Source organism: Actinomyces sp. HMSC065F11 (assembly GCF_001813085.1).
GTDB lineage: Bacteria > Actinomycetota > Actinomycetes > Actinomycetales > Actinomycetaceae > Gleimia > Gleimia europaea.
This window is the reverse complement of record NZ_KV811484.1, coordinates 263,782-289,277: the sequence shown is the minus strand read 5'-3', so window position 1 is coordinate 289,277 and position 25,496 is coordinate 263,782. Positions and strand designations below refer to the sequence as shown.

Sequence of the window (25,496 nt, the reverse complement as noted above, 5' to 3'; positions counted from 1 at the left end):
CTACCTGTCGACACTGCAGGCTTTGGGGGCTACTCTTGAACGTGGAACACGCGTTTTAGGCGAATATTCGCGCAAAATTACATCTAGGAGAAGCAAATGACGAACATTGATCTTGACGTCAAAGGCATGACCTGTGGACACTGCGTCATGTCCGTAACCGAGGAGCTATCTGAAATCGGAGCCGTCGAATCTGTAAACGTAGACCTTTCCGGTAGCGCCGACGTAGCGTCCAAGGTGCACGTAAGCACCACCGGCACTGTCAGCGACGATGAGCTGCGTGAGGCTATTGCCGAGGCCGGATTCGAACTCGCAGGTATCAACCGATGACCTCAAGCCCGCTGCCAGCCCGATCTCCACAAGTTGGTGAAGCAACCCGTGAGCGCGCCAAAGACCTAAAGAAGAGGTTAATCGTAGCCGCAGTATTTGCGACTCCTGTGATGACCCTTTCTATGGTTCCCGCACTCCAATTCCCCGGCTGGCAGTGGGCGGTAGCCGCAATGTCCGCACCCGTCGTGGTGTGGGCAGCGTGGCCCTTCCACGTTGCGGCCGCCAGAGCGGCAAGACACGGCTCTTCGACCATGGACACGCTGGTATCCATGGGTGTGATTGCCTCCACGCTCTGGTCTCTTTGGGCCCTATTCTTTGGCGGAGCAGGCCACATTGGCATGACCATGAACATGAGTTTCATGCCTCGACACGCCTCCACTAACCACGCTGAAATCTATTTTGAGGCCGCCACGATGGTGGTCACCTTCCTACTTGCCGGTCGCTACGCGGAAGCCCGCTCGCGCTACCGCGCAGGAGATGCTTTGCGGTCCCTCTTGGAACTTGGCGCTAAATCCGCCAACCGCGTAAAACCAGAGGGCGGCATAGAAGTTGTACCCGTTGACGCCCTCCAAGTTGGCGACAAGATCGTGGTTAAACCCGGCGAGAAGATTCCTGTTGACGGCACTATCGACACCGGCCACGCCGCCCTCGACACCTCTTTACTTACCGGCGAATCCATTCCCGTTCACGTTGGCCCAGGCGATGCGGTAACCGGGGCGACGATCAATACCGACGGGCAGCTAACCATTACCGCTACGCGCGTTGGTAATGAAACTACACTGGCTCGCATCGGCCAGATGGTGGCCGCCGCACAAGCTGGTAAAGCCCCCGTACAACGCCTAGCCGATCGCGTCAGTGCAGTATTTGTACCCGTCGTCATTGCTATAGCCATCCTGACCCTAATCGGGTGGCTGGTCTTTGGACCCGGCGTCCAACCCGCGTTCACCGCGGCCGTAGCCGTACTAGTAATCGCATGCCCATGTGCCCTTGGCCTAGCAACCCCAACCGCGCTACTGGTTGGATCCGGCCGTGCCGCCCAGCTAGGCATCGTCATTAAAGGCCCCGAGATCCTTGAGTCCACGCGCGAAATCGACATGATGGTTCTGGACAAAACGGGAACTGTAACGAAAGCGCAAATGCACGTAGCATCCCACTTTGGGCCAGACGAAGCCCTGCGCATGGCCGCGAGCGTGGAAGCGGGTTCATCCCACCCCGTTGCCACTGCAATTACAAACACCTTCGAGGCCGACGCCGAAGCCGAAGGATTCGTAAACCATGCCGGCTCTGGCGTTTCCGCAACGGTTGAGGGCCAGCGCGTATTTGTGGGCAGCCCCGCGTGGATCCAAGAGGTTGGCTTCTCTTTGGAGAAAGTCCAGGAAGCTGTCTCAGACGCTCAGCGCGGCGGCGCCACGGTCTCAGTGGTTGCAGCCACTGACCTCGCCAATGTGATTTTGGGAGAAGAACACCAAGTAGTAGCGGTGGACTCTAACGATTCTGCGGCCAGCAAATGGGCCGTGGACCTTAGCGTTGGAGGAATGACCTGCGCGTCATGCGTGAACCGAGTGGAACGCAAACTTGGCAAAATTCCAGGAGTTAGCGCGCAAGTAAACCTGGCCACCGAAGCAGCTCACGTCGTTCTTGACGACGCAGCGATTACCAATGAGCAACTGATTCAAACCATTGAAAAAGCTGGATACACGGCCTCTTTAACGGGCCGCACGCTAATGCGCGAAGGCGGGGCGACACACACCTCGGTAACCACTACGGGCTGGCAAGAAGCCCGCGTTAGTGAAGGATTTGCAACCGCTGTAATCGCCGTTGCGGACGAGGTCAAAGAAACGTCTGCCGAGGCTATCTCGCAACTGCGAGAGCTGAACATCGAACCTGCATTACTGACCGGCGACAACGAAAATGCCGCCAACCAGGTTGCGAAAGAGGTAGGTATCGACCAGGTTTACGCGAACGTTCTGCCAGATGAAAAACGCGACATCGTAGCCCGTCTTCAAGCTCAAGGACGCAACGTCGCAATGGTTGGCGACGGTGTGAACGATGCTGCTGCTCTTGCCCAAGCTGGTGTTCAAGGCCTTGGCATGGCCATGGGTTCGGGTACCGAAGTAGCAATCGAGGCAGCTGACATCACGCTTACCGGATCCGACCTGCGCTCGGCGGCAACCGCTATCAAGATCTCCCGCAAGACTCTGCGAATCATCAAACAGAACCTGTTTTGGGCATTTGCCTACAATGTTGCGGCCATTCCCCTAGCCATCGCCGGACTCCTCAACCCCATGATCGCAGGAGCCGCCATGGCTGCCTCTTCCGTCATCGTCGTAAGCAACTCACTAAGACTGCGCAGCGCGGAAAAATAGGCTTGCAAGAGGGCTAGCCGGAGGTTTGCAGGCGGTCTAGCCGGATATTTGCAGACATTCTAACCGGAGGTTTGCAGAATTTAACTACCTGCAGGCCGTCAGCTCGTACAGTGTTCCCCCGTCAACGCTCTTCACAACTTCAAAACCGTGAGACGTATCCACCCCGTAAAAACCCGGGCGAACCTCGGAGCGCAGCGTGCGATAGTACGGCCTGTCCGCACCCTCGTAAAAGTGGGTTACGCCAATCCGGTTAAGAGTTTCACACACCGCTGGATCTGTGTGTAGCTGATTGAAATTCCACTGCAAAGCACGCACGTCCGCATCTACATCCGCGTTAGACAAGCCCGGAAACACCACGCGCACGCCTCCCAGCGACTGGAAATATACTGTTCCCACCGACGGATCACCCAGCACCAACGCGTCACCGGGCAGCACAGATCCGGCCGTGCGGAACAAATCGATCTGCTCACTAGACGCCATACCTGCCGGGCCCAGATTCTGCGGGTCATAAACCGAACGCACTGCCAATGACCTCGAATCAATAGCGCCAACGCCACTCAATACGACTATCAGCAGCACCGGAAGAGCCCTATGCATTGACTTCTTTTGCCGCAACCACGCCGAAAAGCGCATAGCGCCCAGCGTGAACAAAAGCACCATCACAACCTGCATTGCACCCATCAAGCGGCGCGGATCTGAATACCACGGACCGGTTAATATCTGCAGGCCGAAGTTTGGCGCGTACGCCAAGAAAACAAGAACCGCGAACATCGCCCACGTGCCAATCAGCCAGCGGGACTTTGAAAGCTTTCGCGCACGCATCAAACCAAGCACTAACAATCCGGCAAACACTGCCATCGCAAGTACAAAACCCGGTGCCAACGGGAACGGCGGAACCGGCATAAACGGGCGTACCAGTGCATCTATCAATGAGCGCTCACGTTCAAAAGTAGCCGTGGCAAGAGTCCGCGGATTAAACACCGCGAGCGCCGTCAGTAAGAGGGCCCCGCCCATGGATACACCCAGAAATGCGACCAGGCCGCGGCGACCAGCCTTACGCGCACCCCACATCAGGCGAACCATCGCAGCCGCGAAGGGAACAAGCACGAACACTAGCGCGTTGAAGAAAGAAATCGGATGGATCGCAACCGCACCCAGCGCAGCGAGCAGGAACAGCGCGGTCCAAAGCGTGGTGGCGCGCCACTGATTGGAAGAAAACAGGGCTCGCACCCATGCGTTTCCCACCACCCACGCCAGCGTCAACAGGCCGGGCAGAAGCGCCATTGAAACCGCGTTAGGCCACTGCGCGTACATCGACACGAAGTCAGCTGGGAAACTCAAAGTAAGCGACGCGAGCACCGGCACAGTAAGAGTTGCCACGCGATTGTCCCACAGGTAGTGAGCGAAGGCCGCCATCCCCACAATCCACCAAACCAAAAGCGCCAGGGAAGACGTATTCACCGTCTGCACAACAGTTGAAGGCGTTGCAAACAAAGCTACGAACGCGTGCCACATAGACGGATAGTAGGTGCGCGCCTCGCCCATCAGGGAGAACATCGGAGACAAACCAAACAGCGAACCGTCGCCCGAATGCACCATCTGCCACACGCCGTTGTAGTGGAACGACGGATCCCACTGTTGCAGTGGATTACGCGGATCAGCAAACACCAGCAGCGGTAGAGCCGCAATCGTGACAGCACCCGCAATAGCGCCAATCAGGGGCCAATCCCACCTCGCAGGCGAAGTCCCGGCAGCCACCGCGCGGCGTCCTCGACGAACAATCAAATCAACCACAAATCCAGCAGCCGCAACCACCATGAGCGTAGTCACCGCGAAGCCCGCCGACCAGCGGATACCCAAGCGGGGCGCCAGATTAGCTAAAACCGCAAGCAAGCCAAATGCGAGGAGCGGAGCGGTGGCAAGTTGTACCAGTGTGCCCACTCGCCTATCCGCAAAACGGAAGCTAAAAACGCGCAACCACATCCAACCTGGAAGCGCCACAACCAGCAGCATTGCCACCAAAATTGGCAGCTGTAAAACCCAGTCCATCCACTAACCTAACGCCGGTTTTACTCCGAATCAGAAAAAGAGCTAGAAGCAGATGAGGACGGTGCCTCCTCGTCATCGCCAACAACAGCCTCGGCAATCTGCTCCGCCACATCAAACTCATTCTTGCTACGAATACGGTGCAGCACGTACTCGAACACCATCGGCAAGAGCGACACGAAAATGATCACGAAAATGATCACCGTCAAATTGTCATGAATAAACGCCACACCGCCCAGCGCCGCTCCCACCAGTGTGAGGCCCGTACCCCACAGCAGTGCGCCCAGCAGGTTCCACAGCGTGAACCGCATGTGATTATACCGCGCTATACCTGCCGCAATCGGCACGAACGTACGTACAAACGGCACAAAACGGCCGATCACCAACGAGCGTCCCCCGTAGCGCACAAAAAAGTTCTCCGCCTGCACCAAATACTCGGTTTTCAAAACCCGCGCATCATCCTTAAACAGGCGCCTGCCCCAGTGATGTCCAATGTAATAACCCACCTGCGAGCCCGCTACCGCGCACACCGTAATCGTCGCCACCAACACAAACAGGGACAACCCCAGCTGAGAATGCAACAAACCCGCGGAAAACACCAAAGAATCGCCCGGCAAAACTGGAAACAACACGCCCGACTCAATAAACACAATCAGCGCAACGCCAGCCAAAACCCACGGCCCCATCGCCACCAGCAGCGTCTCCGGATCTTTAAACCACTCAATCACCGTCTCCAACCAAGACGGCGCACCCGGCACCACCTGCAAAACCAAATCCGAAATCGCATCAGCAAAAGCAAAAGTAAGCGACAAGGAATCCCCCTAACAACAGTTCGACAACAGCCTAACCGCGCCCGCAAACAAAGCCTCAACGCAAAACACAAGTGTTGTTAGGTTCACCAAAAACCACTATCTGGCCAACTCAACGTAAGCTATAACCATGAGCGCAACCCCAGTAAGCTACGAGCCCACGCCCGTATCGCGCCTACGCGGCCCCGTGCTCGTTGCCGACCGGCGCAGCACTCGCGTACGTCGCACCCGCGACCTCATTGACACTACCCTGGCACTCCTTGCCATCGCGCTCATCATCTTCATCGGCGCCTTCGCTCAATCCACTACCATCGCCGTCACCGAAGACGTCCGTAGCGCTCTATCCGGTGTACTCCGCCAAATCCTGCTCCTGCCCCTCACCCTCGTCGAATCCGTCGTGGTCCTGGCCGCCCCCATATTCATCATCGTTCAACTAGCCATCCGCGGACGGCTGCGTCAAATCGTTGAAACCATCATCACCACAACCGTCACCGCGCTACTCATGATCGCGCTGATCTCCGCCGGCCCCCACCTCCCCTCCGAAATCACCGGCCCCCTAACCATCACCAGCATCACCAGCACATACCTGGCCCTCGATACGCTCATCGCCGTCCTCGCCGCATTCCTCACCAGCGCATCCGAAGCCTCCGAATCCAAAGCCGTACGCTACACGTGGATATTCCTCTACGCCATGGCATTCATCTACGTGCTCCGCGGCACCCTCACCCTTCCCTCCGCCCTTGTCACCCTCCTTATCGGGCGAGCCATCGGACTACTTTCACGCTACGTCCTCGGCTACCGCGAAGAACGCGGCGGCCCCACCGACCTCGTTGACGGACTCCTCCAAATCGGCATCACGCCCACGCGCATTGTTCGCGCCGACCTTGACACCGAGCAGCACCCCCTTGAAACCACCATTGTCACCGAAAAAACCGGCGACCAAAACAGCTGGAGCACCGCCTACCTTCCCCTCATCGAAAGCCCCGAAGCTGCCGCCGAACACGACCCCGGCACCCTCGAATTCAGCACTCTGAAAAGCCTCGCCGCCGAATCCGACCGCCACTACGTCTGCTGGGACACAACCGGCACCCAATACGACCTCATCGTGCTCGACCCCGACACCGAATACACCTCCCTCATCCACGACCTGTGGAGCAACATCCGGCTGAAGAACCTCAGTCGATGGATCGCGCCATCCCTACAAGCCACGGCCGAACGCGGCCTCCTCGTCAAAATCTCCGCACACAACGCCGGCGTTATGACGCCCAAGCCCATCGCCGTCACCTCCGCCGGAAGCTCCGTATTCACCGTCCAAGAACCCGTCTTCGACGCCACCCCCCTAACCGAACTTCCCCCCGAACGCATCACCGACGAAATCCTCGACCGCTTCTACACCGAACTAAAACGAGCCCACCACCGCGGCATCGCCCACCGCTCCATCACCGCCACCTCACTAGCCGTAGATGAAGGCGACCGCACGTGGATCCTCGGCTGGGACGAAGGCCAAGTTGCCACCTCCAACGTCAACCGCCACATTGACATTGCACAAATGCTCACCGTCCTCGCCCTCATCACCACACCTGAACGCGCCCTCGCCTCCGCGAACCGCGTGTTCGGCCAACTCACCCTGCAACTCACCGCGCCCGTACTTCAAAAAGTTGCGCTCCCCGCCCCCACGCGCGCGAAGCTACGCCGCTCCGGCCTTCTGAACGAACTGCGGCAAAACATGATTGGCGAGATTCCTCCCCAACAGGTGCCCGAAACACCGCTCACTCGTTTCTCGCTCAAAACCGTCATCCTTGCCATCATTGGCGTCATCGCCCTGTGGGTCATCCTCGGATCCCTCAACTTCGAAGCCGTATACGAGGCCGTGCAAACCGCCAACCCCTGGTGGATTCTTGGCGCCTTCGCCCTCGGCCTACTCACCTACGTGGGTGCCGCCATGCCGCTGTCCTGGTTCGTACCTGAAAAACTCCACCTGCGTGAAACCACACTCGTCCAAATTGGTGCTTCCGTCGTATCCCTCGTTGCCCCAGCCGGTATTGGACCCGCTGCCCTCAACCTGCGCTACCTAAATAAGCGCGGCGTCTCGACACCCGTTGGTCTAGCCACGGTTGCCCTCATCCAATTCACCCAGTTCGCCACAACCGTCATCACGCTACTACTCGTAATCCTTGTAACCGGACGTTCCACAACCCTTGAAATTCCATCCGGCACCCTTGTCTACGTGATAGGCACAGTAGTCACAATCGTGGCGATCATCCTCGTCATCCCCAAACTGCGCAACATGATCTGGGAAAAAATCCAGCCCAGCTGGAACCAAATCTGGGAACGCCTCGTATGGGTAGCCAGCCAGCCAAAACGACTAGCTATCGGTGTCCTAGGCAACCTCATCATGACCGTCTCCTACGTTGCCGCATTCGGCGCATCCCTCGCCGCATTCGGCTACAGTCTTGACGTCACCACACTGGCCATCACATTCCTTGCCTCCACCTCCCTCGGCTCCGTCATCCCCGCACCGGGCGGCATCGGCCCCGTCGAAGCCGCACTCACGGCCGGCCTCACCGTCGCGGGTATCCCCTCCGGTATCGCCATCTCCACTGCCCTCGTCTACCGCCTCGTAACCTTCTACGCCAGGGCGCCACTAGGCTGGATCGCCCTGCGCATCCTGCAGCGCCGCAACCTCATCTAGCCCCCAAATCCGTGACGCGGGCACACCAATCCGCGAAACAACTAATAATCCCCGCCGAAGATGACAAGCCACGCAAGTTATGTGAGTGTTTAGACATGGAAAAGACTTCAACCACCACTCTCAAGAACATCCTGATCGTCAACGCGATAATCCTCGCCATGGTGATCTCGTTCTTCCTTGGTCGCGCAAGCGTTAGCCCGCCAGAAGCACAGCCAGTACCTAACGAGCAGACAACGGCCGCGACGGAACCCGAAGCAGCGCAATCGCAGGATGAGCGCCCCCAATACTCCAACTCGCAAGAAAAGCCTGAAATTCTGGAACTCCTTCGCGCCCAACCGCGGCGCGAAGACGGCGATCCGCGCGCATTGGGCAAAGTGGATGCTCCCGTCGTTATGGTGGCCTACGAAGACTTCTCCTGCCCCATGTGCACCGTCTTCTTCACCAACGTCTACCCGCAGCTCAAACCCCTCGTTGACGAAGGCAAACTGCGCATCGAGTTCCACGACCTCACCATCTTCCCGAACTACGGGTCCGACAAAGCCGCACACGGCGCACGAGCCGCCGCGAACCAAGGCAAGTTCTGGGAATACACCGAAACCGCCTACGACATGGCCGGAGCCGGCAATCACCCCACCTACGACGACGCAAAAATCCTCGAAATTGCCCAGACCATTGGTATTACCGACCTAGACAAATTCGAAGCCGACTACAAAGCACCCGAAACTGCGGCCTCCGTCAAAGAAGAAACCGACCATGCCATGATGAAAATCGGCATCACCGGCACGCCATTCTTCATCATCAATGACGCGGTAATCTCAGGTGCCCAACCCGTCGACTACTTCATCAACACCATCCAGCGCCAGCTAGAACTAGCAGGATAACCCATGGAAATCAGCTACCTAGCTGCCTTCCTTGGCGGCGCCCTCATGATCTTCGCGCCCTGCGCTGCCATGCTCCTCCCCGCGTTCTTCGCGTACGCCTTCACCTCGCGAAAAACACTGCTTGCCCGAACCCTCGTATTCGCCCTCGGCGTCATCATCGTGCTGGTCCCTCTCGGAGCGTTCGCAGGTAGCCTCGGAGCCCTGATCCGCAGCTATTCTCAAACAGTGACCCTGGTAGCCGGTCTACTCATCATGGCGCTCGGCATCATCCAAATGTTCGCCATCTCTATACCCACGCCGCGCTGGGCATCCTCGCTCATGGCCCCTAAATCAGCGGGCAATCAAGAGGGCGGTGCAGGGGCGCCTACCAACCTTGCGGTATTCCTGCTGGGCATCGGCTATGCCATCGCCGGCGTGGGGTGCTCCGGGCCGATCCTCGGTGCGGTTCTCTCCTTCGCCACCCTTGGCGGGTCCACTCTGACCGGCGCCCTGCTCATGGCCACCTTCGCGATAGGCATGGTCCTGCCCGTTGCCCTCCTCGCCCTCCTATGGGAACTGTTCAACCTCAGTGAAAAGAGCTGGCTCAAACCCAAACCCGCCAAACTACTTGGCCGGTGGACCACTCGCATGAACATCATTTCCGGCACCATCTTCGTCATTCTTGGAGCCGTACTCGTATTCTTTGGCGGACAAGCCGGGCTGCCCTCCATCCTCACCGCAACGCAACAAGTCGAACTAGAATCAAAGATCATAAACAGCGTTGCCGGCGTGCCCGGATGGCTCTTCTTCGCATTCGCGGCCGTCCTCATCGCCCTCATCATCGTAACCGTGAAAGAAAGGCGAAACCGTGGCAAGTGAAACGCGAAGACTCTGGATCAGACTGCTGCTCCAGTACTTCGCCGTATACGCCCTTGTTTTCGCAACTACCCTTGCCGGCCACTTCTGGGTAGTTTCCAACGGCTACGAGCCCCTTCCCGCCTTGCTGCGTCTGCGCGAGCCAATGTTCGCCATTTACGAGGTTGCAATCCCCATGATTCTCGGGGCAATGCTCGTCAAGTACTTCGCGGTGCGCGCCCACCTCACGCACATCATCTGGCGCGAACCCGAATACGTGCTCCCCAAGAACGGGGGCAAGGCTCCTACGTATGCTCCGCCCCTCGACACCTCGGATGATCTTCTACTGGGCACCGCACTATCGTCAGAACCCGAACCACTCTACGAAATCAACGTCCAACCACGCATTTCACGCCTGTGGTGGCTGGCTGGAACTCTCGCAACACTCGGCGCCCTCATAGTCATCACATTCGGCCTTGCCGACAGCGAAGTCACCCCCACGGGTGCCATAACCGGCCTCTTCGCCGCTTTCTGCTGGGCATTCACGCAAGAATACCTGCTACGCGGCCTCGTGATTGCTCAGGCTCGCAAACTCTCCCGTACCGACGCAAAACCGTTACTTGCCTCTCTACTGCTTTCAATCCTGTGGATGATTCCCATCGCCACCACCGCACCCTCCCTCACTAACGGCGTGATTCTCGTAATCCTCGGGCCCGTTCTCGGCGCCGGCACTTTCGCGCTGCGTCGCATGTTCACTACGCTATGGGCAGCAATCGCAGCTCAATTCCTGTTCATCAGCGCGTTCTACGTGCTGATCTAACTAGCGGCGCTCAATCACCCTTGCAGGAACGGCCGGATTCGCGGGCGCCTGCGTGATCTCCTTCGCGTCCCCCATCACCTCTTTCAAATACCCGTAGTACGCGGCATTTGTCTGATTCGACAGAAGTGATTCCGGGTGATCCGCCTGATTGTAATTCGCAGCAACGTACACGTGGTTCGTGTCCGTATCCAACACGAGGCCGGTATAGCCCACCTCATCCACAGTGGCAGCTCCTTTAGCGGGAACCGTGATGGTTGCTTGGGCAATGTAACCGTTCTGCGTTCCCCAACCCATGTGCGGCCCCATGTTTGACACGAGGTTGCCCGTACCGAAGAACGCCCACATTCCCTGGCCTTCAACTCCGCCTTCAAACTGTTGGATAGGTTGCGGTACGTGCACATGGTGGCCCAGGTAAAGATCAACCACGCCAGAATCTGCAAGCGTTTGCGCCCATTCCACCTGCTGTTGCGATGGTTCCGCCTGATACTCAATGCCGCCGTGCGCGGAAACGATCACTACATCGGCTCCCTCGCTTCGCGCCTGCTTTGCCAACTGAATCATGCGGTCCGGGTTATCGATGTTCACCAGCCAGGGGTTTTGCTCGACCTCGGGAACATACTCATAGTTCAACCCGTACGTATACGCGAGGTGGGCAACTAAAATCTTGCGGCCCGCGCGTTCAAGCTCGTAATACTGGATGGGAGACTGCTCGGCAGACACCGACGTGCCCACAGCTCCCAGACCGTTCTCCTGCAGAATCTCCACCGTCTCAACAAGGCCATCCCAACCTCGATCCCACGAATGATTCGAGGCCGTTGAGCAACCGTCATACCCCAAACCAACCGTTGACTTAGCCCACCCAGCCGGCGCGGCAAAAACCGGGTACCCGTGCGCAGAAGCCTCATCTCGCGTCAGTGGAACCTCCTGGTGACAAAGCGCCAAATCCGCACCCTCTATAAACGGCCTTATATCCGCTACCAACGGCGCGTAATCATAAGAACCATCAGCCTGAATCGAATGCTCCACCACCGGCATGTGCGACAGCACATCACCCGTACCCACAACCGTGAAAGTCACCGGCTGGACCTCAGGCTCAGTGGGCTGCGTAGCCGCAAGTGTAGGCTGCGTTTCGACAACCGGCTCGGCCTCGTGCGAAGGCGAACAAGCGGCCAGCCCCAATGCTGCGGCTAACCCTAAACCAATCAGTGGCCTGAAAGACCTCACCATAACCACCCGCCCCTCACTATCTGCTAGTCGTACAAATCACTACTAATTGCTGCAGAAATGGCACTCTCTACACTCGAGTCAAACCACGAAATATCCGCTCCACGATACGGATTTACTCCCGTATAGCGTTGCGACTCCCCATTATTCACGAGGCCAAGCACCTCGGCCCACGCAGGAATGAACTCGCGGTGATAAACGTGGCCATGCCCGTCCGCCGCCAAACCGGCAACGGGAAGATCCGCACTCACCTGAATGAACGTGGCTAGTCGCGTCCACTGCATGTCCGGATTCAAATCCGAAGGCGGGCGCTCCTTAAGCCAATCTGGCTCGCGACGGATAATGTTCGTGTTCCACCACACCACCGGGTCCGTAGCATGCTGCAACACTGCGACACGCGGATACTGCCACTGAGGCAGGTCACGGCCATAAATATCGGCCCGCAAATCCTCCGGCTTCGTAGCGAAACGAATATTATGCCCGCTACTCACCACCGGCGCGATCATCGGGCTACCCCCATTGCGCTCATGCGTCAGCTTCTGCCACAGCCGCGTCACATTAGGCGTTCCCGCCCACACCGCGCCATCCACATTTTCGAGCAGGCTAGCTTCATCCTCGAAAATCGACTCCGACCCAAACGCGCCCAAAGACACGCCCTGAAGATAAACCGCGGGACGCTCATCCTCGGGAAGCTTATTCACTTCATCAATCACAGCCTTAAACAAGATTTTCGAGGCGGTAACCGGCTGGTCGAACTCACGCAAGAACGCGATGGCAGAAGGCACGTACGAATACTGGGTTGCGACAATCGCGCAATCTCCGCCGGTCAAATACTCGAACGGTTGAACAGACCATTCCTCTACCCAACCGGTGCCCGTAGTGGTCACAATCATGAGCGCCGAACGCGACAGGGCGCCCGTACGCTGCATCTCGGTAGCCACCACGCGGGCACTCTCTTCCAAACTGCGATGCTCGGCCAAACCCGCGTAAATACGGATCGGCTCCATCGCCTCGCGGCCCGTCACCTCCTCGATCTGTTGCGCTCGCGGCCCTTTAGACAGGAATCTTTTGCCCTGCTTGCCAATGTTGTCCCAATTCTCATACGAGTAGATCGACCCCGACCGCTGTGGTACAACCGGACGAGTCACGCCTTCCTCTTCCGCCTGATCCACTGCCGCAAACGTACGATAGGCGTACTCCATGCCGCGCGTGAACAACACGTCTGAGATCAAGAAAGTGGACAGCACAGCTAGAATTACCGTAGCTACAATGGCCGCACCCCACCTGGGAAGCAGGCGTGACGCCCATTTCGCAACCCAGCGCCACAGTCCGACAATCAAAATCGCGAGCCCTGCGATTACTGCGGCCGTTAATATGGCCATCGCGGTTGCAGCCAGATAGTCAATAACACTCAGAGGCGTAAAACCCATGAGCCTGGCAGCGCGATTATTTGAGATGAACGACCTGACCAGCATCCACGCAGCCCACGAACCGATGACTATCGAAAGTATCCATTTGCCAGCCCTCACCCACTTCGGGTTCGCGCTGATTCGCACGTCAGCACCGCGCCAAATACGACTCAGTAACCAGCCAGCCAGCGCACCAACCGCATAACTAACCTCGATCACAATGCCCGAAACCACGCCCTGCCACCACCACATGCGTGGTAGCAGAGACGGCGACATCGAGATTACGAACATTATCGCCGCGAGCACCATCCCAGCCCTCGACGATGGCGAAAAATCTGAGAGCGTGGATACGAATCGCTTGAGACGCGACGTACTGTCGCGTGCAAGCGCCACGTTTGTTTGACGAACTGTATCCACGCTCTCGATCTTATGGGACAAGTGCGAGTTAGGCTTCCACAGACTGTTGGTTTGGACGCTTGGTCCAGATGTGGTCTCCCTTAACAGTGTCGATAATCAGGCCGATAGCAAAGCCCAGCAACGCGGGAGTAACCCACGACATGTTGACCGGCCCCAGCGGGAACGAATCCAGGAACGGCAGTAGCCAGTTGAACGAATCACCGATCGAACGCAGTGCTTCCAACACGCCAAAGCACGCGCCAAACCAAGCCGCTAGTCGGTACGTCCAGTAGAGTTCGCCGGGTACGAAAATATCGAACAGGGCGATGAAGACGATGCAGATAACAATCGGGTAGATCAGCTGGTTGATTGGAGCCACCACGTTAAGGATTGTTTGCAAACCGAGATTTGCGAGGGCGAATGAAACCAGCACGTGGATAGAAACCATCTGGATGCGCGAGATACGCGGGAACAGCGTCATAAAGTATTGCGATGACGCTCCAACCAGGCCAACCGCGGTAGTGAGGCAAGCGAGCACAACGATCAGGCCGAACAGTGCCTGACGTCCTGACCCGAACAGTTCCACTGAAGCGATGGCCAAGGCCTCGGCACCGTTATCCGGGTTAAACGGGCTCATGCGAATACCGATCTGGCCAAGACCAAGATAAAACACGGCCAAGAGCGCACCCGCGATTACGCCTGCCGTGGCGGTGCCAGCAAAAACCTGGTTCTTCGTCTTGAACAAGCCAGAGTGCTGAAGCGAGGAGATGATGACAATGCCAAACACCAGGGAGGCGATCGCATCCATCGTGAAGTAGCCCTTCAGTAGGCCCTCAGCAAACGGAGTTTGGGCATACTCTGCGGTGGGCTCTCCCATCGCTACAGGAAGTTTGACCATCGCGGCCACGATTAATACCACCAGCAAAACGAGGAGCAGCGGCGTCAGCCACGCACCAATGCGATCCAAGAATCCCTTCGGATTAAGCGCCAAGAAGAATGTGACCGTGAAGAACACTGCCGTGTAAATCATTAGCGCTCCCGAGCCCGCACGCTCAGCGCCAATCAGCGGTACCGCCGCCATCTCGTAGCTAACCGTACCAACGCGCGGAATCGCATACAGCATGCCCGTGGACAGGAAGATCACAATCGTGAACACCAAGCCCGGATACTTACCAATGCGAGACGAAATGCCCGTCACGCCCTCCTGCGACGTAGCGGCCGCAACAATGCCTAGAACAGGTAGTAGCACACCGGTTCCTAGGAATCCTAGAATCGCGGGCGTGAACGAAACGCCAGCGTCCACGCCAATCATGACGGGGAAAATAAGGTTGCCCGCACCAAAAAACATTGCGAACAAAGCCATACCGGTTACTACAAGCACGTAAGTGCGACTGTTACGCATTTTGCGCACCATCTTTCAAACGAAAATCGGACGGTCACATTATTATCAAGATTGCTGAAATCTCCGCTAATCCGTCCATTCTCTGGAGAAATTAGCCATTTTGTGAGCTGTTAGATATCAGATGCTCCAGATTTCAGCGTCGTTTTCCACACAAGTGTGTAATACGGGATCTCGATAACGTCCGTTTTGCCATAGCCAAGATGCTCCGCCAGGTACCATTGCAAGTTCGCCTGCATCTTCTGCCTGTTCGCCGACGTGGACTTCAAGTAAGACGAGCGTGTGCGCGCCAGCGCCTTCACCCCTTCAATATCGAGGCCGGATACAAAATCAGTTTTATGCAACGAGGGCGCTGTCCATCCTCCGCCAAGTATCGGGGGCCGGGAGGGAGTGTGAACATCTCCCGAGCGCATGATTCGAGTCAGGCGATGCACCCACGGAATCGACACATCCATCTGGTTAAACACGATCGCAACATGCCCATTTCGGCGCAGAAGCCTTGCCGCCTCTACCAGTGCCGCGCCGGGATCAACCCAATGCCAGCTCTGCGCAAACACCACCACATCAGCAAACCCCTGTGGCAGACCCGTAGCCTCAGCGACTCCCTCAATTACCTGCAGATCATCCGGGTAATTCTTTTGCGCAGCAGCCAGCTGGCGCCTCATCGCCAACGCGGGCTCCACCGCCCACACGCGCGCCCCGGCCTCCAACGCTCGGCGCGAAAACTTACCCGTGCCTGCGCCCACATCCACAACCCGCAAGCCACGTGCATCCTCAACGCCTAAGGCTGCCCTCACTGACTGGGGCGGATATGAAGGACGATAATCCTGATACTCACTGCCGGCACGCTCAAATGCGTTAGCCGGCGCGCTCTCATCCCACGGATCACAAGCGCCCACATATCCTCCTTCAACTCCTTCGCACAACGTACCACGCGGCAAAACTGGGCGAAAAGTCGCGCAAATCACTACGTTTACGACATGTCATTTTGGATTATGGGAAATCCCAACGCGGCGTTTGCATCGTCTTGCCTTCCCGCTATTCTCGTAAGTAGTTGCGGCTTCTTGGACTAAAGAACCGGTAAAGCCGCCTTAACCTCGAACACAAAGGAGCAGTTTTGCGCATAGGGGTTCCAAAAGAAGGGAACGGGCAACCACTTGTGGCGGCCACTCCCGATACAGTCAAAAAACTTATAGCACTGGGCTACGAAGTTGCCCTCGAAGAACGCGCCGGAGAGTTAGCCAGCTACCCCGATGCGCAGTATCAAGAAGCCGGCGCGCGCATCGCCACGTCAGAGACCGTTTGGGATTCCGACATCGTGCTAGCGCTCGATGCGCCCACCACGAGTCAGCTAGACATGATGCACGAGGGAGCAACCCTCATCGCTCGCCTAGCTCCCGCACGTAACCCGGAGCTCATCGAAGCGCTTGCGACCCGAGGCATCACCGCCCTCGCCATGGACACCGTTCCGCGCATTTCTCGCGCGCAATCCATGGACGTGCTCTCGTCAATGGCAAACGTGGCCGGCTACCGCGCCATCATTGAGGCCGCCGCCGAATATGGCCGCCTGTTCACCGGCCAGGTCACGGCCGCTGGCAAGATGCCACCCGCACGCGTTTACGTGATTGGCGCAGGCGTTGCCGGACTGGCCGCAATCGGCACCGCAAACTCTATGGGTGCACAGGTTTCCGCCACCGACGTTCGCCCCGAAGTTGGCGAGCAAGTCGAATCCATGGGCGCCAACTTTGTTGCCATTCCAGCAGCCAGCGAGGTTTCCTCCGACGGCTATGCCAAGGAGATGACCGACGCCCAGCGTGACGCCGCACTTACGCTATACACCGAGCAAGCCGCGACCTCCGATATCGTCATCACCACGGCAAACGTGCCGGGCCGGAAGTCGCCGCTTTTGCTCACCGCCCAGGCCGTTGCCGGTATGAAGCCCGGTTCGGTCATCGTCGACATGGCCGCCGCAAATGGCGGCAACTGCGAACTCACGGTTCCCGGCGAGCGCGTAGTCACCGATAATGGCGTGATCATTCTGGGCATTACCGACCTTGCGGGCAGGCTACCCGCTCAGTCATCGCAGCTTTACGGCCAAAACATTGTGAACCTGCTAAAGCTCATGACGCCGGAAAAGGACGGACAGATCGTTTTCGACCTCGAGGACGAGATTGTGCGCGGCATTACCATCACGCATCTGCGTGATGTGATGTGGCCACCCCCTCCGGTAAAGGTGTCGGCGGCCCCCGCCGCTGCTACCCCCAAGCCAGACCCGGCACTCGAAGCCGCTCAAGCGGCAGAAGAGGCACGGAAGGAGGCCGCTAAGAAGCGCAACCGGTTTATCTGGACTCTGGTAGCGGCAGTTCTTGGCCTGGCTCTGGTATGGGTTTCACCCGCGCCCGTGCTCGGTCACTATATGGTTCTAGCCCTGGCTATTATCCTCGGGTTCTACGTGATCACCTCAGTCACCCACTCGCTGCACACGCCCCTCATGTCTGTAACCAACGCGATTTCCGGCATCATCCTGGTGGGCGCAATCTTGCAGGTTGGCTCCGGCAACCTCCTCGTCTCAACCCTGTCGTTCATTGCGATTGTCGTGGCTTCCATCAACATTTTTGGTGGCTTCACGGTCACGCACCGCATGCTCGCCATGTTCAAGAAGGACTGATATAGATGTTTACTTCTCTCATTAAAGCGAGCACTCTGCTTCCTGCCGCTCCCGTTGAAGCCACCTCCGCATCGAGCGTCCAAACGTTCGTGTCGTTGGCATACATCATCGCGGCACTGCTATTTATTCGCGCCCTCGCAGGCCTGTCTAAGCACGAAACCGCCCAAAAGGGTAACAATGCGGGCATCATTGGCATGACCATTGCGCTCATCGCCACGATTGCGCTGGCGATATCTTCCAACCCCGATCGCGGTGTAGCCGTCACTGCCATGTTGATCGCAGTGGCAATGCTAATTGGAGCGATGATCGGCATTTGGAAGGCACGCAACGTCGAGATGACCGGCATGCCCGAGCTCATCGCACTACTCCACTCGTTTGTTGGCCTTGCCGCCGTGCTGGTGGGTTACAACTCTTACCTGGCGCCAGATGCGCAGGCCGAGCTACTCGGCGGTTTCCACCTGGGTGAGGTTTACCTGGGCGTCTTCATTGGCGCGGTCACGTTCACGGGTTCGATCATTGCCTACCTGAAGCTGTCGGCCAAGATTAAGGGCGCCCCGCTGATGCTACCCGGCCGCAACTGGATCAACCTGGCGGCCCTAGTGGTGACGCTGATCATCATGGTGGTATTTATTCGCGAGGGCGGTGTTACGCCGCTAGCAACAGCGATGCTGATCCTGATGACGTTTATCGCTTTGGCATTCGGCCTCCACCTCGTGGCGGCTATTGGTGGCGGAGACATGCCTGTGGTTGTGTCGATGTTGAACTCCTACTCCGGTTGGGCTGCGGCCGCCGCCGGCTTCATGTTGAACAACGACCTGCTGATTATTACGGGCGCCCTCGTTGGTTCTTCCGGTGCCTTCCTCTCTTACATCATGAGTAAGGCCATGAATCGCTCGTTCATTTCGGTAATCCTGGGCGGATTCGGCTCGGATGGCGCGGTAACTTCCGGCGACGAAGAGCAGGGCACTCATCAAGAGATCCAAGCATCAGAGGTTGCCGAGCTGCTGAAGGACGCGAAGCGCGTCATGATCACCCCGGGATACGGCATGGCTGTTGCGCAAGCGCAGTACCCGGTTGCGGACCTGACTCGCAAGCTCCGCGACGCGGGCGTCGAGGTCGAGTTCGGCATCCACCCGGTTGCCGGTCGCCTACCCGGCCACATGAACGTGTTACTGGCTGAAGCGAAGGTCCCTTACGACATCGTTAAGGAACTGGACGAGGTGAATGACGATTTCGATGATGTGGACGTCGTCCTCGTCATCGGCGCTAATGACACGGTGAATCCAGCAGCTGAGCAGCCGGGTTCGCCGATTGCCGGCATGCCGGTCTTGAAGGTGTGGAACGCCCACGATGTGATCGTGTTTAAGCGCTCCATGGCCACCGGCTACGCGGGCGTACAGAATCCGCTGTTCTTCAAGGAGAACACAAAGATGCTGTTCGGAGACGCAAAGGCTTCGGTAGAGAACATCATCGCAGCGCTATAAACCAGCGCTGAGCTGGAAGGGCGCGGGCATCGGCTCGCGCCCTTCGTCTCTTCTTGGATTGGATCAAGGCGTTTTCAGAGGGGATTCACTGCTCACTTTATCCACACAGACGTGAGATGCTAATCACATTTTCTCGAGGTGTCGTATACGAAGTCACATATTTTGAGCTGTTTTTCGACTCGGTGACGTGGCTAACACGCGGGCGTCCTGTTAGCATTGAGGATGTAGCTCGACCCGCACAGCGCAGTGAGTTAAGAGCACAAAGTTGTGTCAGCTGAGCTTAATTTATTGTTGTCATATTTCAATTCCGACGATTGGAAACACCGTGGCTCAAATTGTCGTTCTTGGTGCAGGCATCGCTGGTCACACGGCCTCGATGATCCTCGCAAGAGAGCTAAAGAACACAGAACATCAAGTCGTGGTCGTCTCGCCAAAACCAACCTGGAACTGGGTTCCTTCCAACATTTGGGTTGGCACGGGCTCAATGCCTCGTGAAAAGGTGGTCTTCGAACTTCGCCCGCTTTACGAAAAGTACGGCATCGATTTCCGCCAGGCGGCCGCTCACAACATCTACCCGGAGGGCACGGAAGATAACCCGCGTCCGCAGGTAGAGTTCGAATACACCGATCCAGCTCATAAAGGCCAGACGGATCGCGTTGAGTTTGACTACTTGATTAACGCAACCGGCCCGAAGCTGAACTTCGCGGCAACGCCGGGTCTTGGCCCGGACGGCGGCTACACGCAGTCCGTGTGCACCGACGCTCACGCTGAGGTCTGCGGTGAGGAGTTCCTTCGCGCGGTTAACCGCATGAAGAATGGCGAACGCCTCCGCTTTGTTATCGGCACTGGCGCCGGTAACTGCACCTGCCAGGGCGCTGCTTTCGAATACACCTTCAACACCGACTTCGAGCTTCGTCAGCACGGCGTGCGCGACAAGGCTGAGATCGTTTACATCACGAACGAGCCGAAGCTGGGCGACCTTGGCGTTGGCGGCATGACGTTCAAGCAGGACGGCTACTACACCACCTCACAGCTGTGGACCGAGTCCATTTTCCGCGAGCGTGGCGTTAAGGCTATTGCTCAGGTTGCGGTCAAGAATATCGAGGCCGACAAGCTGACGTACGAGAACGCTGACGGTGAAGAGCACGATCTCGACTACGATTTCGCTATGCTTCTACCTCCGTTCACGGGTATTCCGATGAAGGCATTCGACCGCGAGGGCAATGACATTTCTGACGTTGTCTTCAACCCGGCGGGCTTCATGAAGGTTGACGCGGACTACACGCCGAAGCCTTACGAGGAGTGGCGTGCAAAGGACTGGCCGCGCACCTACCAGAACCCGACCTACGGCAACATGTTTGCTGTTGGTATTGCGTTCGCTCCGCCGCACGCAATTTCTGAGCCGACCAAGACGCCGAACGGCACGATGATTGCTCCGGCGCCTCCGCGCACCGGCCAGCCTTCGGGCACGATGGCAGCTAAGGTTGCTGAGTCCATCCTCGATCGCCTAAACGATCCCAATGCTCCGCTTCGCGAGGCATCCCTGGGTGATCTCGGCGCGATTTGTGATGCTTCTACCGGTCGCAACATGCTTTCCGGCTCCGCTGCCGCGATGGTCATGTACCCGGTTGTTCCGGATAACACCGTGTACCCCGAAACGGGTCGTCACCCCACCCTCACGCAGGGTGAGCTCGGCCTGTTCGGCCACTGGGTCAAGATCCTGTACCACTACCTGTTCATCTACAAGGCGAAGGCTCTTCCGGGCTGGAACCTACTGCCGGAGTGATCAACATGTCAGAAAAAACTGCGGAAGCAATGAAGACTGTCGAACAGCTTGACCCGCGAACGGCTGCACGTCTTGCACGCGCACCGCTTCCAACCAAGTACACGACGTTCAAGCGGAACTTCATTCCCTACCAGCTTGTACGCTTTGCAATGTTTAACATTCGCACGCTCGACATCGTGCGTCGAAGCATGTAACCGCGCTACTTAGCTGAATACTGATTTTGGTGGGCCACGAAAGTGGTCCACCAAAATTTTTCCCAAGAAACTTCCAGGTTAGTTTTAAGCCCTACCCAGAATAGGGGCTTACATTTTAATTGATCGCTGAGGAGATCAGCGAGGCGCTGTTTTCGGATTTGTTTCCTCGAGACTGAAAACCTTGCATTGTGTTGATGGGATGACATGGGGGCGGCCCGAGTAAAAGCTCGGGCCGCCCCCATGTTTTACGTTCGGGTCCGAAACTTTATTTCTCGGACCCGAACGGTTTTACAGTAGGTCTTCCTGCAGTTTTACAGCAAGCCTTCCTGCTTGAGAACCTGGGCGATTGCTACCCGGTTCTCGCCCTCCAGAGGCAGTACTGGTTCTGGCATTTGCGCGGAGTCAAAGACGCCCATCAGGTTAAGAGCGGTTTTGAACGCTCCTACGCCGGCAGCGAAGCCGAACTCGCCGCGGGTCACCGAAGTGATACGCATGAGGCGTGCGGCCTGGGTTTGGAGTTCGCGAACTCGATCCCAGTCACCGGCCTGGTATGCCTTCCACTGGTCTACGTACAGATCCGGGTTAACGTTGGCGAGGCCGGGAACGGAGCCGTCCGCGCCGGACAGGTATGCGCCGTCAACTACAACTTCATGTCCGGTGAATACCTGTAGCGGGTGGCCTGCAAGGTCGTTAGCCATCGTCAGGTAGCGGAAGCTTACGTCGTCTCCCGAGGAGTCCTTGACACCGGCTAGTACGCCGTCAACGCCGAGTCGCACGAGCATGTCGCCCTGCAGTTTGATGTGGACACACTGCGGCAGATCGTAGGCGAAGATTGGCAGGTCGGTGGCCTCGTGGATGAGGCGGAAGTGGCGCTCAACCTCTTTTTGTCCAACGATTGCGTAGAACGGGGCGGTGGCAACGATCGCGTCGGCACCCATTTCTTCCGCAACGCGCACGTGTTCGAGGACGCGAGGAGTGGACGTGTCAATAACGCCAACCATGACGGGCACGCGGCCATCGGCAACGCGCAGTGCCGTTTCGACAATTTGGCGCCTCCGCTCGTCCGTGCAGAACACAACTTCGGAGGACGATCCCAGTACGAATAACCCGTCTACACCGGCCTCGATCATACGATTCAAAGACCGCTCGTAAGAAACGACATCAAGTTCGTGATCGTCGGTAAGTGGGGTTACAACAGGGGGAATGATTCCGTGGAATTTCATTATTTTCCTCAAGCCTTAGGGGTTCCTAGATCCGGGTGTAGCAGTGATGGTGCCGCACCGAGAAGAGTCTTTGTGTATGGATGCTGTGGGTTTTCGAGCAGCTGCTTCGCAGGGCCTTGTTCCACAACTTTGCCGGAGTTCATCACAGCAATAGTGTCGGAAATGTAGCGGACGGTCTGAATGTCGTGAGAAATAAAGACCATTGCGAGGCCGAGTTGGTTCTTCAAATCCATCAGCAAGTTCAAGATCTGAGCGCGCACTGACACGTCTAGTGCAGACGTGGGCTCGTCTGCGATGATCGCGTCTGGGCTGAGCGAGAGGGCACGCGCAATAGCGACGCGTTGACGCTGGCCACCAGAAAGTTGTCCGGGAAGCGCATCTAGAGCCGAATGAGGTAGTCCCACCATCTGGATGAGTTCTTCCACTCTGGCTTCCCGATCAGCTTCACTACCGATTCTGTGGACGCGAAGAGGGTCCATCAGCTGCTCGCGTACAGCCATGCGGGCGTTCAATGCGGTTGCGGGATCTTGGAATACTACGGATACTACGCGCCCGATTTTGCGCCTGTCAGCGGCTGACCGTTTGGTGACTTCTTCGCCGCGAAAGAACACTTTGCCCGACGTTGCGGACTGCAGGCCGCACATAACGTTGGCGGTAGTGGACTTTCCGGAGCCGGATTCACCCACGAGGCCGAGGACCTTGCCGGGCATAAGTTTCATGCTGACGTCTTGCACAGCGTGAACCTTGTGTGGGCTAAAAACCGAGCCGGTACGGGTTTTGAACGTTACATTGACGTCCTGTAGCTCAATGATGGGCCCATCGTAAGGGGCGAGTTCTGGCATTGAAGCTTTGCTAGCCATTATTTTGCCTCCTCATTCAACTCGGTTTCAACTGGCTTGCCTGGCTGTTTGGGCGGCTCGTAGCCGGCCTCAATCCAAGCGCTGTCTGGCTCAGCTGCGTACCTGTGGCTGACGCCCGGAATGCTCATGGTGATCGGCTTGGTGTGCAGGCCGACGTCCGGGTGTGATGAGCGGGGCGCGAAGCGGTCTCCGTCGGGGAAGTCTCGCGGTGACGGCACGGTGCCGGGAACCTGGTGGAGGCGTCCCGATCCGGCTTCGATTGAAAGCACGGAGCCGAGGAGGCCGCGCGTGTACTCGTGTACCGGGTTGGTGAGCAGTTCCGAGGTGGTTGCCTGCTCTACAACTTGACCGGCATACATGACGGTGATCTTGTGGGCGACTTCGGCCACGAGGGCGAGGTCGTGTGATACGAACACCATGGCGAAGCCGAGCTTTTCTCTAAGCTCGTTGAGCAGATCGATCACTTGGCGTTGAACGGTGACGTCGAGTGCCGTGGTGGGTTCGTCTGCGATGATGAGTTTCGGGTCGCGGGTTAGGGCCATGGCGATGAGGACGCGCTGGCGTTGACCGCCGGAGAGTTCGTGCGGGTAGGACTCGAGCGTGCGCTTGGGGTCCAGACCGACGAGTTCGAGAAGTTCTTCTGCGCTGCGGGTGCCGCCGCGGCTGGTTAGCTGCTTCATTTGGGAGCGAATCAGCATTGCGGGGTTGAGCGAAGATAGGGCGTCTTGGTAGATCATTGCCAGTTCGTGACCGAGCAGCTTCTGGCGCTCCTTGGGCGTCATCTTCAGCAGGTCGCGGCCCTGGTAGAGGATTTCACCGGTGATCTGTGCCTTCGGGTCGATTAGGCCCATGATGGTGAGCGCGGTGATGGACTTACCGCAGCCGGATTCTCCTACGAGGCCCATGGTTTCGTTTTCGCGGACCGAGAATGAGACGCCGTCTACAACGTTCACGTCGCCGTGGCGAGGGAACTTGATTGACAGGTTCTTGACTTCGAGTAGCACCTTGCCGCTTTCTACGGGGGCAAACCGGTCGGTGCGTTCGCGTTCAACGACAGCTAGTTGATTGATGCGCTCCTGTAGGGATTCGGCCTGCTCGGCATAGGCGAGGCGCGGGTCAAGGAGTAGACGGTCTTCCTTCCGTTCGCCGGACACGGCTTGCACCTTCTGGCTGGATGCGGGAGCTGCCACCATTGCGTCCGTGATGCCTTCGGACAGGATGTTGAGGCAAAGGACGGTCAGCATGATCATGATGCCGGGGAATGTTGCGGTCCACCACATGCCCGCCAGGATTGAGCCGGACGATGAGGCTTCGGAAAGCACGTTACCCCAGGTGGGGACCATGGTTGGCTGCAAGCCCGAACCGATGAAGGTTAGGGAAGCTTCGAGGATGATCGCGTCGGCGACTAGGACGGTTGCGAACACGAGGACGGGTGCCGCCGTGTTGCGCACAACATGCTTGGTCACGATCCATGGGGCCCTCGCACCGGAAACGATAACTGCGCGCACATAGTCTTCTCCGTAGGCGCTCATGACGTTTGCGCGGACGATGCGTGCAATTTGGGGCGTGTAGACGAAACCAATTGCGATGACGATGACGGCGACGATGCCACCTACGTTGTCTACGTCCAGTCGTTTACTGAACACGAGGACCATGACGGCAGCCATTGCAATGCCAGGAACCGCCATGATGACGTCCATGATGCGCATGATGACTTCGTTGACCCATTTGCGTGAGACCGCCGCGATTGCGCCGATGATTGATCCGACGAGGAGGGCACCGAGGGCTGCGAACAGGCCGATGGCAATCGAGTAGCGGCCACCGTATAGGAGGCGCGAAAGAATGTCCCGGCCCACGTGGTCGGTTCCGAACAGGTGCTCACCGCTGGGGGATACCCAGTTGGCGAAGGTTTGGGATGGGCTGTAGGGCGCGATTAGGGGCGCAAGTAGTGAGAGGATGACGACGAACGCGATCACGAAAACAGAGATGCGCGAACCGATCGACATATTCTTGAAGCGCGTGAATTTAACGCCCGGCTGAGTGACTTTTTCTAGCTTTTTCTTTTTTGAAGTCATCAC

Annotated in this window: 19 protein-coding genes; 10 read left to right on the top strand and 9 right to left on the bottom strand. The window is 57.6% G+C overall.

The genetic code is table 11. The features are described 5' to 3' along the window. Positions 1-96: 96 nt before the first annotated feature. Together HMPREF2891_RS08615 and HMPREF2891_RS08610 are read left to right on the top strand one after the other, a co-directional pair. A complete protein-coding gene (locus HMPREF2891_RS08615) occupies positions 97-327 on the top strand; it encodes a heavy-metal-associated domain-containing protein (RefSeq protein WP_070665025.1) in 231 nt (76 codons plus the stop codon). After that, entirely contained in the window at positions 324-2,693 is a 2,370-nt protein-coding gene (locus tag HMPREF2891_RS08610) for a heavy metal translocating P-type ATPase (protein ID WP_070665023.1), read from the top strand. The genes HMPREF2891_RS08615 and HMPREF2891_RS08610 overlap by 4 nt, the downstream gene beginning before the upstream one ends. An 84-nt stretch (positions 2,694-2,777) precedes the next feature. Here the strand turns inward: HMPREF2891_RS08610 and HMPREF2891_RS08605 are convergent, their stop codons facing one another. Next, positions 2,778-4,742 (bottom strand): DUF6541 family protein, encoded by a 1,965-nt coding sequence (locus tag HMPREF2891_RS08605; protein ID WP_070665021.1) that lies wholly within the window; start codon positions 4,740-4,742, stop codon positions 2,778-2,780. A 20-nt stretch (positions 4,743-4,762) separates the two neighbouring features. Further along, positions 4,763-5,551, bottom strand: coding sequence for a DedA family protein (locus tag HMPREF2891_RS08600; RefSeq protein WP_070665019.1), 789 nt, complete (start codon positions 5,549-5,551; stop codon positions 4,763-4,765). A gap of 127 nt (positions 5,552-5,678) precedes the next feature. Between HMPREF2891_RS08600 and HMPREF2891_RS08595 the strand changes: the two genes are divergently transcribed. The 4 genes from HMPREF2891_RS08595 (at position 5,679) to HMPREF2891_RS08580 (ending at position 10,775) form a co-directional block, all read left to right on the top strand. Further along, entirely contained in the window at positions 5,679-8,240 is a 2,562-nt protein-coding gene (locus tag HMPREF2891_RS08595; protein ID WP_070665017.1) for a lysylphosphatidylglycerol synthase transmembrane domain-containing protein, read from the top strand. Between the two features lie 95 nt (positions 8,241-8,335). Beyond that, positions 8,336-9,121, top strand: coding sequence for a DsbA family protein (locus tag HMPREF2891_RS08590; RefSeq protein WP_070665015.1), 786 nt, complete (start codon positions 8,336-8,338; stop codon positions 9,119-9,121). A 3-nt stretch (positions 9,122-9,124) separates the two neighbouring features. Next, entirely contained in the window at positions 9,125-9,979 is an 855-nt protein-coding gene (locus HMPREF2891_RS08585; protein ID WP_070665013.1) for a cytochrome c biogenesis CcdA family protein, read from the top strand. Continuing rightward, positions 9,969-10,775 carry a hypothetical protein gene (locus tag HMPREF2891_RS08580; protein WP_070665011.1) on the top strand — a complete coding sequence of 269 codons (807 nt, stop codon included), beginning with the start codon at positions 9,969-9,971 and terminating at the stop codon, positions 10,773-10,775. Before HMPREF2891_RS08585 ends, HMPREF2891_RS08580 begins: the two co-directional genes overlap by 11 nt. Here HMPREF2891_RS08580 and HMPREF2891_RS08575 read toward each other — a convergent pair whose 3' ends face one another. The 4 genes from HMPREF2891_RS08575 to HMPREF2891_RS08560 all read right to left on the bottom strand — a co-directional run bounded on the left by HMPREF2891_RS08575 (position 10,776) and on the right by HMPREF2891_RS08560 (position 16,102). Then, a complete protein-coding gene (locus HMPREF2891_RS08575) occupies positions 10,776-11,999 on the bottom strand; it encodes a CapA family protein (RefSeq protein ID WP_186822323.1) in 1,224 nt (407 codons plus the stop codon). It lies immediately after the preceding gene. Positions 12,000-12,025: 26 nt separating this feature from the next. Continuing rightward, a complete protein-coding gene (locus tag HMPREF2891_RS08570; protein ID WP_070665007.1) occupies positions 12,026-13,825 on the bottom strand; it encodes an alpha/beta hydrolase in 1,800 nt (599 codons plus the stop codon). Positions 13,826-13,853: 28 nt separating this feature from the next. Beyond that, positions 13,854-15,206 (bottom strand): branched-chain amino acid transport system II carrier protein, encoded by a 1,353-nt coding sequence (brnQ, locus tag HMPREF2891_RS08565; RefSeq protein ID WP_070665257.1) that lies wholly within the window; start codon positions 15,204-15,206, stop codon positions 13,854-13,856. Between the two features lie 110 nt (positions 15,207-15,316). Next, entirely contained in the window at positions 15,317-16,102 is a 786-nt protein-coding gene (locus tag HMPREF2891_RS08560) for a class I SAM-dependent methyltransferase (RefSeq protein WP_070665005.1), read from the bottom strand. Between the two features lie 218 nt (positions 16,103-16,320). On the opposite strand from HMPREF2891_RS08560, the gene HMPREF2891_RS08555 reads away from it, so the two are divergent. The 4 genes from HMPREF2891_RS08555 (at position 16,321) to HMPREF2891_RS08540 (ending at position 21,335) form a co-directional block, all read left to right on the top strand. Then, on the top strand, positions 16,321-17,871 hold the full coding sequence (locus HMPREF2891_RS08555) for a Re/Si-specific NAD(P)(+) transhydrogenase subunit alpha (RefSeq protein WP_070618767.1): 1,551 nt from the start codon (positions 16,321-16,323) through the stop codon (positions 17,869-17,871). A gap of 5 nt (positions 17,872-17,876) precedes the next feature. Continuing rightward, a complete protein-coding gene (gene pntB / locus HMPREF2891_RS08550) occupies positions 17,877-19,355 on the top strand; it encodes a Re/Si-specific NAD(P)(+) transhydrogenase subunit beta (RefSeq protein WP_070665003.1) in 1,479 nt (492 codons plus the stop codon). Positions 19,356-19,680: 325 nt separating this feature from the next. Continuing rightward, a complete protein-coding gene (locus HMPREF2891_RS08545; RefSeq protein ID WP_070618772.1) occupies positions 19,681-21,141 on the top strand; it encodes an NAD(P)/FAD-dependent oxidoreductase in 1,461 nt (486 codons plus the stop codon). A gap of 5 nt (positions 21,142-21,146) precedes the next feature. Continuing rightward, positions 21,147-21,335, top strand: coding sequence for a hypothetical protein (locus tag HMPREF2891_RS08540; RefSeq protein ID WP_146002526.1), 189 nt, complete (start codon positions 21,147-21,149; stop codon positions 21,333-21,335). A 311-nt stretch (positions 21,336-21,646) separates the two neighbouring features. Here the strand turns inward: HMPREF2891_RS08540 and HMPREF2891_RS08535 are convergent, their stop codons facing one another. From HMPREF2891_RS08535 to HMPREF2891_RS08525, 3 genes are read right to left on the bottom strand one after another with little or no spacing between them, the layout of a single operon-like run. Further along, a complete protein-coding gene (locus HMPREF2891_RS08535) occupies positions 21,647-22,558 on the bottom strand; it encodes a dihydrodipicolinate synthase family protein (RefSeq protein ID WP_034509809.1) in 912 nt (303 codons plus the stop codon). 8 nt (positions 22,559-22,566) lie between these two features. Then, a complete protein-coding gene (locus HMPREF2891_RS08530; protein WP_083311326.1) occupies positions 22,567-23,418 on the bottom strand; it encodes an ABC transporter ATP-binding protein in 852 nt (283 codons plus the stop codon). After that, positions 23,418-25,493 (bottom strand): dipeptide/oligopeptide/nickel ABC transporter permease/ATP-binding protein, encoded by a 2,076-nt coding sequence (locus HMPREF2891_RS08525; RefSeq protein WP_070664999.1) that lies wholly within the window; start codon positions 25,491-25,493, stop codon positions 23,418-23,420. Before HMPREF2891_RS08525 ends, HMPREF2891_RS08530 begins: the two co-directional genes overlap by 1 nt. Between the last annotated feature and the right edge of the window lie 3 nt (positions 25,494-25,496).